Annotated in this window: 14 protein-coding genes; 7 read left to right on the top strand and 7 right to left on the bottom strand. The window is 65.5% G+C overall.

From position 1 onward, the window contains the following. Window positions 1–56 precede the first annotated feature (56 nt). Entirely contained in the window at window positions 57–554 is a 498-nt protein-coding gene (locus E4L98_RS20780) for a pyridoxamine 5'-phosphate oxidase family protein (RefSeq protein WP_135203448.1), read from the bottom strand. A gap of 152 nt (window positions 555–706) precedes the next feature. On the opposite strand from E4L98_RS20780, the gene E4L98_RS20775 reads away from it, so the two are divergent. The 5 genes from E4L98_RS20775 to E4L98_RS20755 are packed head-to-tail and all read left to right on the top strand — an operon-like array spanning window position 707 to window position 5120. After that, a complete protein-coding gene (locus E4L98_RS20775) occupies window positions 707–1354 on the top strand; it encodes a PepSY-associated TM helix domain-containing protein (RefSeq protein WP_135203447.1) in 648 nt (215 codons plus the stop codon). A 13-nt stretch (window positions 1355–1367) separates the two neighbouring features. Further along, window positions 1368–1877 carry a DUF2271 domain-containing protein gene (locus E4L98_RS20770; RefSeq protein WP_135203446.1) on the top strand — a complete coding sequence of 170 codons (510 nt, stop codon included), beginning with the start codon at window positions 1368–1370 and terminating at the stop codon, window positions 1875–1877. 21 nt (window positions 1878–1898) lie between these two features. Continuing rightward, window positions 1899–2726 (top strand): DUF4198 domain-containing protein, encoded by an 828-nt coding sequence (locus E4L98_RS20765; protein ID WP_135203445.1) that lies wholly within the window; start codon window positions 1899–1901, stop codon window positions 2724–2726. 7 nt (window positions 2727–2733) lie between these two features. Beyond that, window positions 2734–3759 (top strand): FAD:protein FMN transferase, encoded by a 1026-nt coding sequence (locus E4L98_RS20760; RefSeq protein WP_135203444.1) that lies wholly within the window; start codon window positions 2734–2736, stop codon window positions 3757–3759. After that, window positions 3756–5120, top strand: a complete 1365-nt coding sequence (locus E4L98_RS20755) for a sulfite reductase subunit alpha (protein ID WP_135203443.1) — start codon at window positions 3756–3758, stop codon at window positions 5118–5120. Before E4L98_RS20760 ends, E4L98_RS20755 begins: the two co-directional genes overlap by 4 nt. Here E4L98_RS20755 and E4L98_RS20750 read toward each other — a convergent pair. The 6 genes from E4L98_RS20750 to E4L98_RS20725 all read right to left on the bottom strand — a co-directional run bounded on the left by E4L98_RS20750 (window position 5117) and on the right by E4L98_RS20725 (window position 9486). Next, window positions 5117–6418 carry a DUF2325 domain-containing protein gene (locus E4L98_RS20750; protein WP_135203442.1) on the bottom strand — a complete coding sequence of 434 codons (1302 nt, stop codon included), beginning with the start codon at window positions 6416–6418 and terminating at the stop codon, window positions 5117–5119. The genes E4L98_RS20755 and E4L98_RS20750 overlap by 4 nt on opposite strands. Before the next feature lie 16 nt (window positions 6419–6434). Further along, window positions 6435–6767 carry a hypothetical protein gene (locus E4L98_RS20745; RefSeq protein WP_135203441.1) on the bottom strand — a complete coding sequence of 111 codons (333 nt, stop codon included), beginning with the start codon at window positions 6765–6767 and terminating at the stop codon, window positions 6435–6437. A 104-nt stretch (window positions 6768–6871) separates the two neighbouring features. Continuing rightward, the gene (gene hemP / locus E4L98_RS20740; RefSeq protein ID WP_135203440.1) at window positions 6872–7069 is read right to left on the bottom strand and encodes a hemin uptake protein HemP; all 198 of its coding nucleotides are present in this window, start codon (window positions 7067–7069) and stop codon (window positions 6872–6874) included. Window positions 7070–7272: 203 nt separating this feature from the next. After that, the gene (locus E4L98_RS20735) at window positions 7273–8064 is read right to left on the bottom strand and encodes a Crp/Fnr family transcriptional regulator (protein ID WP_135203449.1); all 792 of its coding nucleotides are present in this window, start codon (window positions 8062–8064) and stop codon (window positions 7273–7275) included. 218 nt (window positions 8065–8282) lie between these two features. Then, window positions 8283–8927 (bottom strand): response regulator, encoded by a 645-nt coding sequence (locus E4L98_RS20730; protein WP_135203439.1) that lies wholly within the window; start codon window positions 8925–8927, stop codon window positions 8283–8285. 91 nt (window positions 8928–9018) lie between these two features. Further along, window positions 9019–9486, bottom strand: coding sequence for a universal stress protein (locus E4L98_RS20725; protein WP_135203438.1), 468 nt, complete (start codon window positions 9484–9486; stop codon window positions 9019–9021). A gap of 373 nt (window positions 9487–9859) precedes the next feature. Between E4L98_RS20725 and E4L98_RS20720 the strand changes: the two genes are divergently transcribed. Next, window positions 9860–10705, top strand: a complete 846-nt coding sequence (locus tag E4L98_RS20720; protein ID WP_135203437.1) for a protein phosphatase CheZ — start codon at window positions 9860–9862, stop codon at window positions 10703–10705. Further along, window positions 10705–11176 (top strand): Hpt domain-containing protein (locus E4L98_RS20715; protein WP_205746792.1); only part of this gene is annotated, 472 nt, incomplete at its 3' end. The genes E4L98_RS20720 and E4L98_RS20715, both read left to right, overlap by 1 nt.

The raw sequence follows: 11176 nt of genomic DNA, 5'->3' as shown, positions 1-11176 counted from the left end.
CGTAGCGGCCGCTACGGTAGAGCCCGTGTGCGATTGGCAGAACTGACCCCGGATTTTTACAGGCAGACGGTGGTGTGCTGGCCGATGTCGACCGGGGAGCGGCCGGTCACCGCCGCCTTGGCCAGCTGCATCAGCTGCCTCATTCGGCTGGCCTTGGCGTCCCAGTATTCGGCGCTCTGGATTTTCACCCGTATCATCGCCAGGTGCGGGTCGTCCAGGCCGCCCGGGAACCAGGCCCGGACGCTCGGATGCCACAGCTCGCGCGCCTTGGCGCGGTCCTTGACGAAATACGCCTGTCCCGTCACCGATAAGTACAGCTGGTCGTCCGGCCGCGCAAAGCTGACGTTGACGTCGGCATGCCGCTGCACGTCGTAGATGAACGGCGCCTCGTCCGAGGTGAAGAACCACATATTGCCTTCGTTGTCGATGCGCTGCATGGTCAGCGGCCGGCTGGTCAGCGTACGACCGTCGTCCATGGTGGTGAACATGCCGAAACGGATGTCCTTGATCTTGGCGGCGATGGTGTTGATCTGGTCTTGCGAATAGAGCGGCATGATGCGCCTCCATGATAAACGGATGATTGGCCCCACCTTAGCCCCGCCCGCCGCAGCACACTGTGCGTAACTTTACATAACAGACACACTGCTTTGGTTGACCATTCAAATGATAATCATTATCATTTGTTTTTTTCACCAGAGGAAGTGCAGTGAGCGTACACAGCGCCAGTCCCGCCCGCAATGCCAGCCGCGCCGTCTGGCTCAAGCATCTGCACCAGTGGCATTGGGTCAGCTCGGCGATGTGTTTGCTGTGCATGTTCTTGTTCAGCATCACCGGGATCACGCTCAACCATGCCGCGCAGATCGAGGCCAAGCCGACCATCGTCCGCATGCAGGCGCAGTTGCCGGCCGCGCTGGCCGCGCCGCTGCGTGCCTACGCGGCGCGGCATGACGGCGCCAGGGAACCGTTGCCGGCGCCGGTAGAGCAGTGGCTGGCCGATAGCTTCAAGATCCAGCCGGGCGGCCGCAACGCCGAGTGGGCCGTGGACGAGGTCTACCTGCCGCTGCCCAAGGCCGGCGGCGATGCCTGGGTGCGCATCGCGCTGGACGATGGCGCCACCGAATTCGAAAACACCGACCGCGGCTGGATTTCCTGGCTGAACGACGTGCACAAGGGCCGCAACACGGGCCCGGCCTGGAACTGGTTCATCGATATTTTTGCCGTGGCCTGCCTGGTGTTTTGCGTCACCGGCCTGCTGATCCTGAAATTTCACGCGGCTAACCGGCCGTTCACCTGGCCCATGGTGGGCCTGGGTGTGCTGATTCCCGTCGTTATCGCTTTACTGTTCATTCACTAATCACAGGACCTCCATGAAAATACGCTATTCCCTCGCGCTGACCCTGCCGCTCGCCAGTGCCTCCACCCTGGCCGCCGACCTGGCGCTGAAACTCGATGTGCCGCAGCTGAACGTGGCGGAGTACCACCGCCCCTACATCGCCGCCTGGGTGGAGGACGCCGACCAGAAGGTGGTCGCCAATCTGGCGGTGCTGTACGACACCAAGAAGCGCGACAACGCCGGCACCAAGTGGCTCAAGGATATGCGTCAATGGTGGCGCAAGACCGGCCGCGAGCTGACCCTGCCGATGGACGGCGTGTCCGGCGCCACCAAGGCACCCGGCGAGATGACGCTGAACATTCCGAAAGCAACGCTGGACAAGCTGCCGGCCGGCCAGTACACGGTGCTGGTGGAGGCCGCGCGCGAGGCCGGCGGCCGGGAGGTGGTCAAGGTGCCGCTGCAGTGGCCGCCGAAGTCGGCGCAGAGCAGCACGGGCCAGGGCAAGGAAGAACTGGGCGCGGTCGTGGTCCAGGCCAAGCCATAAGCACAACAGCGGGGAGATCAGATGAAAAAATCGTTAATCGCGCTGGCGCTGGCCGGCCTGTCGTTGGTCACGTTGAGCGCGCAGGCGCACAAGCCGTATCTGTTGCCGTCGTCGACCGAGGTCGAGCCCGGCCGCGACGGCACGGCCTGGGTGACGGTGGATGCCGCCGTCGCTGAAAACCTGTTCGACCCGGACTTCACGCTCAAGCTGGACGGCCTGGTGATCACCGCGCCCGACGGCAGCACGCTGCAACCTGAAAACGTCGGCAATGGCAAGCGCCGCACCACCTTCGACCTCAAGCTGGCCAAGCCGGGCACCTACAAGCTGGCGCTGGTCAGCGCCAATGTGATGGGCAGCTACAAGGACAAGGAAGGCAACACCAAGCGCTTCCGCGCCACCGAAGAGACCCTGTCCAAGGAGGTGCCGGCCGACGCCACCGAGGTGAAAGTGTCGCGCATGCAGAGCCGTCTGGAAACCTTCGTCTCCACCGGCACGCCTGACCTGAACGTGTTCAAGCCGACCGGCGTCGGCCTGGAGATGGTGCCGGTCACCCATCCGACCGAGCTGCGCGCGGGCGAGCAGGCCACCTGGCGTTTCCTGGTGGACGGCAAGCCGGCCGCCAACCAGGGCGTGAGCCTGACCCCGGGCGGCGTCAAGTATCGCGGCACGCTGGGCGAGATCCGTCAGACCACCAACGACAAGGGCGAGCTGACGCTGACGCTGCCGGCCGCCGGCGCCTACATGGTCAGCACCGCCTGGCCGAACGTGGCGCGGGTCGAAGGCCAGCCGCCGCAGATGGTGCCGCGCCGCCTGAGCTACTCGGCCGTGGTCGAAATCCTGCCGCAGTAAGGTTGCGATGCGCCGGGTACTCCTGCCTCACGACATTTCGGATGACCCGGCGCCGGACGGGGCCGTATTGCGCGACTTCGGCGGCCGCAGCATGGGCACCAGCTGGTCGGTGCGGCTGGCGGCGGCGCCCGATGCGGGCTGCGCGCACCTGCAGGACGGCCTGCAGCAGCAGCTCGACCTGATCGTGGCCGAAATGAGCCACTGGGAAGCCGAGTCCGACCTGGGGCGCTTCAACCGCGCCGCGGCCGGCAGCTGGCAGCTGTTGCCGCCGGCCTTCTTCGATGTGCTGTCGTTTGCGCTGGGCGTGGCGCGCGACTCCGGCGGCGCTTACGATCCCTGTGCCGGCGCGCTGGTCAACCTGTGGGGCTTCGGTCCCTGGGGCCGTTTCGACCAGCCGGATTTTGTCGCGCCCTCGATGGACGAGATCGGCATCGCGCGCGCGCAGCTGGCTTCGCATCCGGTGCAACTGGAGCGCCACGGCCGCCGCGCCTACCAGCCCGGCGGCGTGCAGCTGGACCTGTCGGCGGTGGCCAAGGGTTACAGCGTCGACCGGCTGTCGCATTACCTGAAAGCGCAAGGCTTTGCGCACCACTTGGTCGAGGTGGGCGGCGAGTTGCGCGGCGCGGGCGTCAAGCCGGATGGGCAGCCGTGGTGGGTGATGCTGGAGCAGGTCGCCGATGCCGCGCCAGCCGCCGCCGTTCCTGACCAACTGGTGCTGGCGCTGCACGGCCTGGCGGTGGCCACCTCGGGCGACTACCGCCGCTATTTCGCGCTGGACGGCAAGCGCTATTCGCACACCATCGATCCGCGCAGCGGCATGCCGATCGCCAATGACCTGGCGTCGGTGACGGTGGTGCACGCGCAATGCATGGCAGCCGATGCCTGGTCCACCGCCCTGACCGTGCTCGGCGCCAGCGATGGCCTGCGACTGGCCGAGCTGCAGGGGCTGGCCGCGCGCTTCGTCGTGCGCCAGGCCGACGGCGGCTTTACCGAATATCTGAGTTCCCACTTACGCGGCATGCTGGACGAATGATCTGGACCAACGACCCCACCCGATGGATGCTGGTGGCAGGCATGGGCGCGGGCTACGCGCTGGTGTGCCTGGCGCCGTATCTGCGCACGCGCCGCAAGCGTCTGGCCGCCGCGCGCGCCAAAGCCGAGGCGGGCGCCGAGCCCGGCTGGATCGTCGCCTACGCCAGCCAGACCGGCAATGCCGAAGAACTGGCGCAGCAGACGGCGGCGACGCTGAAACTGGCCGGCATCCCGGCGCAGTTGAGCGAATTGTCCGATCTGAGCGCGGACGAGCTGCGGCGCGCCGAGCGCGCGCTGTTCCTGGTCAGCACCTACGGCGAAGGCGACGCGCCCGATGCCGCCGCCGCGTTCGCCGGCCGGCTGATGACCGGCTCGCTGGCGCTGCCGCAGCTGCACTACGCGGTGCTGGCGCTGGGCGACCGCTCGTACAGCCGATATTGCGGCTTCGGCCGCGCGCTCGATCAGTGGCTGCAGGCGCAAGGCGCGCAAAGCCTGTTTCCGCGCGTGGAAGTGGACCGCAGCGCGGCCGACGCGATCGGATCGTGGCGCCAGCAGCTGAGCCATCTGGCCGGTACCAGCGACGCGCCGGACTGGAGCGCACCCGCGTTCGGCGACTGGCGTCTGGCCGAGCGCGTGCTGCTGAATCCCGGCAGCGCCGGCGCGCCGGTGTATCACCTTGAACTGGAACCGCTGGACGTTGCGCTGCCGGACTGGCAATCGGGCGACCTGGCGCAGATCGCCGCCCCGGCCGACCCCGCGCATGCGCGCGAGTACTCGATTGCGTCGATTCCGGCCGATGGCCGCGTGCACCTGCTGGTGCGATTGCAGGCGCGCGAAGACGGCAGCCACGGCGTCGCCTCCGGCTGGCTGACACAACAGGCCGCACCGGGCGCCACCGTGCAGCTGCGGTTGCGCCAGCACCGCCGCTTCCGGCTGGAAGACAATGCCGGCCGCCCGCTGATCCTGATCGGCAACGGCAGCGGCATCGCCGGCCTGCGCGGACATCTGAAAGCCCGCGCACTGGCGGGGCAAAAGCGCAACTGGCTGCTGTTCGGCGAGCGTAATGCCGCCCACGACTATCACTACCGCGCCGAGCTCGACGGCTGGCAGCGCGACGGCGTACTGGAACAGCTGGACATGGTCTTTTCGCGCGACCAGGCCGAGCGCCGCTACGTACAAGACCGTCTGGCCGAACAGGCCGTCCAGCTGCGCGCGTGGATCGCCGATGGCGCCGCCATCTACGTCTGCGGCAGCCTCGACGGCATGGCGGCCGGCGTCGACGCCGCCCTGGCGACCGCCTTGGGCCGCGACGCCCTGGACCACCTCGCCACGAGCGGCCGCTACCGCCGCGACGTCTATTAGGCGCTGGCTTGCTCGAGGCCGCGGGCCAGGCTGGAGATGCTGGGGTTGTCGATGAAGACGCAACGCTTGCCGGTGCGCTTGCAATAGTCTTTGACGCGCCAGTACGCGCTGTGGCTGATGCAGCCGGTCTGGCAGATCACCAGGTCGGCCGCCGCCAGGCTCGCTTCCAGGCGGTTGGCGTTGTCTTCGAGACCGCCGTCGTGGTGCGCGAACTGCGCGCCTTCGCGTTCGATCAGTTCGCGATAGCTGGCGACGTTGCCGTTGCGGCCGCCGACGCACAGCACGGCGCGGTCGGTGAGCCGCAAGGGCATCTTGACGATGTGTTCGACCACCTCGCGCTGGGATGCTTCCGCCACCGCGACCGGTGCGGACTGCGCGTCGGCGGCGCGCGCCAGTGCCACTTTCAGCTCGGCGATCTGGTTGCGCATGGCGCGGTCGCGCTGTTCCATCTGCGCCAGCCGCTCGGCCAGCCTGGCGCGCGATTCCAGGCCGGGAACCGCGTCGCGCAGCTGCTCGAGCTCGACTTTCAGTGAGTCGATCAGGCTGTCCTTGCCGACCAGTTGCGCGCGCAGCTGCATCAGCTGGGCCGCGTGTTTTTCGGTTTCGGCGCTCTTTTCCGTCAAGAGGGCGGCATTGCGCTGCTGCGCCTTGTTCAGCTCGTGCGTCAGGCGCTTGTTGTCTTCAAGCGTGGCGTTGAATTTGCTCAGGTCGGCCCGCACGCAGGCGCCGGCCTGGTGTTGCACCATGTGCAGGTCGCGGCACATTTGTTCTTCCAGTTCGGGCGTGCAGCGCGGATGCGTGAGGCCGGCCCAGAACGCGCCGGCAACGTCGCCGGCCGCGACGGCGGCGCGCCACAGCTCGGCCACCTGCGCGGTGGTCCGGGCGCCGCGGAAGCGCAGCAGCACGGCGGCGTAGCGGCGTTCCAGTTCCTTCTGCAGCGCTTCCGACAGGCGGTTGCGGCTGCCACATTCGGTCACCGCGCCGACGTGCACTTCGTAGTCGTCGGCCACGACCTTGCCGCTGGCGACTTTGTCGACCAGTTTGCGCAGCACGCCCAGCGGGAAACCGACCCCCACCAGCGGGCAGTGGCAGGCATGGCCCAGTTCCCACAGGCGCCGGCGGCGCGAGGATGGCGCGTCCGGCTGGCCGGCCAGCACGTCGAGGACGTTGTGTATCGCCGGCTTGAGCACCTGCGGTTTGACGGTTGGTTCCGCCGCACGCGGCGCCACGGCGGGCGCGCCGGCCGGCGGCATGGCGGCGGCGATGATGGCCGCCAGCGGATCGTGTTTCTCGCACATCTGCCAGGTCCTCCGTTCAGGCCACCGACGGCGCGGTGCGCGCGCGCGCCATGATGCGGCTGAGGAAGTTGGTCTTTTCCTGCTCGTGCAGGTTGCGCTCGACCTCGCTGGCCCATTGTTCCGACAGTTGGGCGCACGTTGCGCTCAACACCGGCGCCAGGTCGGGCAGGCTGGCCAGCGCCTTCAGGTGGCGCTCGATCACCGACGCCAGCTTGACGCAGCCACCGGCATCGTCGCTGCCGGCCGTGTAGTGCGACATCAGATGCAGCACGGCGGACAACATCAGTTCGGGATTGTGGCCGCCCGGCGCGGGGGCGAGGAAGATCGGGTTGCTGTGTTCGATGGCCATCAGACGCTCCTGTGGGTGATGAGTGGGGCTGGCGGTCTGGCTGGCTACTCGAGGGGAGAGTGGGACGCGGCGGCGCCCCGTTATCGCACTCGCCGCACTGGCGGTCAAGCGGTCAAAATCAGTTTGTTCAGCTGGGTGATGCGCAGGCGGTAGATCCGGCCGCCATGGTCGATTTCGAGCTCGCGGCCACCTTCCATCAGGCCGGCGCTGCTGACGCGCTTGACCGGGACGGCCGGCTGCGCGGCGGCGCCGACGGCACGGGCAGGGAGGGCGGGCGCCAGGGCAGGGGTGGTCGTAATCATCGTCAGATCCTCCATAAATAAGAATGATTCGTATTTGCATTCATTATTGTGGAAGGCGCGGCGGAATGCAAGCCTTTTCAGTGATAAGAAAATAAAAAAAACGGCCCGGCGATCGACCGGGCCCAAGGCTGGGTAATGCGGAGGTACTACTGGGAGGTTTGCTGCACTTGCTGGAACGCTGCTGCGGGTATCAGCCGCAGGTACTACAGTGCCGCCAGCAACTGGCTGGGCGGCGCGGTTTCGCTGGCCTTGGTCCTGCCGGCCGGCTTGCCGCGGGTCCGCGACGGTGGCAGCCGCCGCAGAGTTTTCAATGCTTCCACATCCTTGATGCCGATGGTGCGCTGGTCGACGCTGATCAGGCCGATCTCGTTGAACGCCGACAGCGTGCGGCTGACGGTTTCCAGCGTCAGGCCCAGGTAGCTGCCGATCTCGTGGCGCGTCATGCGCAGGTTGAACAGCTTGCTGGAATAGCCCATCTGCGCGAAGCGGTCCGACAGCGCCACCAGGAAGCGCGCCACACGCGCCTCGGCGCTCAGCGCGCCCAGCATGCCGATCATCGCCTGCTCGCGCACCAGCTCGCGGCTCATGACGCCGTACATCATGTTTTCCAGTTCCAGGTGGATGCGGCCGAGCGCGGTCAGCTTCTTGAACGGCAGCAGGATCAGGTCGCAGTCCGACAGCGCCACCGCCTCCGACGAGTAGTGGCGGGTGTGGATGCCGTCCACGCCCAGCATGTCGCTTTTCATCGGGAAGCTGAGCACCTGCTCGTTGCCGTATTCGTCGATCAGCACGGTTTTGAGGAAGCCGGAGTTGACGATGTACAGGGTGTCGAACGGCTGGCCGATGGTGTGGATGCGCTGGCCGGTCTTGAACTGCACGTGCTGGAACAGCAGTTCCTCGTTGGCGATGGAACTGGCTGCCGGGATATGCAGCAGGTCGCAGACTTCCTTCAGGTTCGACCACAGCCGCCCTTGACGCTGGCGGCCGGCTTCCATCGACGACGACTGCAGCGTCGTGGTCGCCGGGCGAATTTCTGAGGTTTGCGTAGACAGCATAATGATCTCTCCTGTGGGCAGACTGGTTCCGCGTCTGTGCTGTGCGGTATGGTTTCAGTATGCCAACACGACAGCAAGATAGATATCAGCAATGGCTGAATATGGCCGTAGGAGCGAAGCGGATGCGTGTAGGAGTTATCCTACGTCGCGTGCCGGGATCAGGTTTTGAAGGGCGACAGCAGGCGGTGCGCCACCGCGTACTGCACCATTTCCGAAAGCGAGCTCATGCCCATTTTCTGCATGATGCGGGTCTTGTGGGTGCTGACCGTCTTCACGCTCAGGTGCAGGCTGTTGGCGATCTCGGTGATGGACTTGCCGGCCACCAGCAGCGAGAACACCTCGAATTCGCGGTCCGACAACTGTTTATGCAGCAGCGATTCGTGCGGCATCATGATGTTCAGCGCCAGCTGCTCGGCCACCTCGGTGGAGATATACGGGCGGCCCGAGGCCACCTTGCGGATCGCGCCGACCAGCTGGGTGCCGGCGCTTTCCTTGGTCAGATACCCCTGGGCGCCGGCGCGGATCGCGCGCACCGCGTACTGTTCCTCTTCGTGCATGGTCAGGATCAGGATCGCCAGCTTGGGCGCCTCGGCCTTGATCTGGCGGATCAGGTCGACCCCGCTGCGGCCCGGCATCGACAGGTCCAGCAGCAGCAGGTCGAAGCCGCCCTGGCGCACATGGCCCAGCACTTCGAAGCCGTCCACGGCCTCGCCGACGATGTCGACGTCGGGTGCGCCGTCGAGGATGCGCTTGAGGCCCTCGCGCATGATGGTATGGTCGTCCGCGATCACTATTCTTATCATAAGATGGCCGCTTCCAAGTGATTAATGGTAAATACTGTTGCGATTGAATCAATCTTATGATCTTACTATAAAACGCCGACGAAATACCGCTTTATTTGCCGCCAGGCTCCTTGATCAGGCGGTGCACCAGCACAGGGATTTTGGTATGTTGCAACACCTTGTTGGTTACACTGCCCAGCAGCAACTGGCCCCAGCCGCTGCGGCCGTGCGAGCCGATGAAGATCAGGTCGCAGCCATGCTGTTGCGCCACGTCGACGATTTCGGCGGCCGCGCTTTCGTGGAAGGCGGTCATGGCTTCGCAGCGCACATTGCGCCTGGCGCAGGAGTCGACCACGTCCTGGGTATGCTCGCGGCCGGCGCGCCGCATGGCCGCGCGGTATTCGTCCTCGCTGGGGTAGCTGGGCGGGATGATTTCGACGTAGATGGGGTACTGGTACTCGGGCGCGACGAACAGCACCAGCACCTCGGCGCCGAGCTGCTCGGCGAACTGCACGCCGGCGCAGGCGGTCTTGCTGGAGACGGCGGAACCGTCGGTGGTGATCAGGATTTTGCGGTACATGATAGACCTCCTCTTTCAGCCAGCTTACAGTTTTATTGTAGTCCCGATTTACATTATTGATACTATGGAAAGACTTGATGTTTATCAAATGAAACCGCTTTTCCCTGTATCGCCTAACTGACTATTACGCCTTTTTTTGCACTCAAGCACTACTTTTGTGTCGTACGACGCACTGCGTGCCTGCATCCGATGTTAGTATCTCCAAATACAACAGTAAACAAGGCTTGGACCCGGGCGGCGGGGCAGGCGGCCACGCGCCGGGATTGAATCATCTGGCTGCGCCCTGCTACACTCGCGCTTGCGTTAATATTGCCGAGCGTCATCAAAGCATGTTTAGGGCAGCAATTTTACAAATTATGGAGAAGCAGGAATTATGACTAACGCCGCTGACGATTTCGACGCCTTATTTGAGGAAGTGTCCGCTCAGAGCAAAGCCGCGGCAGCAGCGCCAGCTCCTGCACCGGCGCCCGCCCCGGCGGCCGCTGCGGAAGACGATTTGGAAAGCCTGTTCGAGGAAGTTGCCGCTGCCCGCCCGCCCGATGTCGTGGCCGCCCCAGCCCCGGCGCCAGCCACCGCACCGGCCCCCGCTGCCGCCGACGGTGAGGCCCACGAGGGCGACGGCAAGGAAGTGATGTTCGAACGCCTGGGCGGCATCGTGCGTCTGCTGCACGACTCGCTGCGCGAACTGGGCTACGACAAGGCGCTGACCGAAGCCGCCACCCAGATCAACGACGCCCAGGACCGCCTCGAATACGTGGCCACGTTGACCGAGCAGGCCGCCAACAAGGTGCTGAACACGCTGGACGAGGGCATGCCGGAACAGGATGTGCTGTCCAAGCAGTCGAAGGACATGGAAAACCGCTGGGCCGACCTGTTCGCGGGCAAGCTGAGCCTGGACCAGTTCAAGCAGCTGGCCGGCGACTCGCAGAAATTCGCGGTGGCCGTGTCGGCCGCCACCGAGGCGGAAAAAGCCCGCCTGCTGGACATCATGATGGCGCAGGACTTCCAGGACATCACCGGCCAGCTGATCAAGAAAGTGGTGATCATCACCAAGACCGTGGAACAGGAACTGGCGCAGCTGCTGAAAGACAATGCGCCACAGGGCGTCCGCGAGAAAATCGCCCAGAAAGAAGTGTCCCTGATGCAAGGCCCATCCGCTCCGACGGTGGCGCTGAGCCAGGATAGTGTTGACGACCTGCTTGCCGATCTGGGGTTCTAATGGACGATATGCTGAAGGATTTCGTCGTCGAGGCGATGGATCTGGCGGTCAACGTGGAAGAGCACCTGCTGGAGCTCGAACGTGACCCGGACAACAAGGAAATTCTGAACGCGGTTTTCCGCTCGTTCCACACCATCAAGGGTGGCGCGGGCTTCATGGGCCTGCCGGCGCTGGTCGCCGCCTGCCACCTGACCGAAAACCTGTTCGACGCGCTGCGCACCGGCGCCGCGCCGGTCACGCCGCTGTCGATCGAAGCGGCGCTGCAGGCGTCGGGCTTCGTCGCCGACCAGCTGGCCGAACTGAACAATGGCGCCGAGCCGGACAGCCTGCCGGCGCTGCCGAAAGACCTGGAAGGCCTGCTGACCGATGCCATCGAGGGCAAGACCGACTCGGCCGGCGCTGGCAAGCCGGCGCCGGCACCAGTGGCTGCCGCGCCAGTGGCTGCCGCGCCGGTGACCGTGGCCGCTGCGC

It is taken from the genome of Duganella callida (assembly GCF_004614165.1).
GTDB classification, from domain to species: domain Bacteria; phylum Pseudomonadota; class Gammaproteobacteria; order Burkholderiales; family Burkholderiaceae_D; genus Rugamonas; species Rugamonas callida.
Note: the sequence above shows the minus strand (reverse complement) of the source record. Positions and strands in the feature narration are given on the sequence as shown.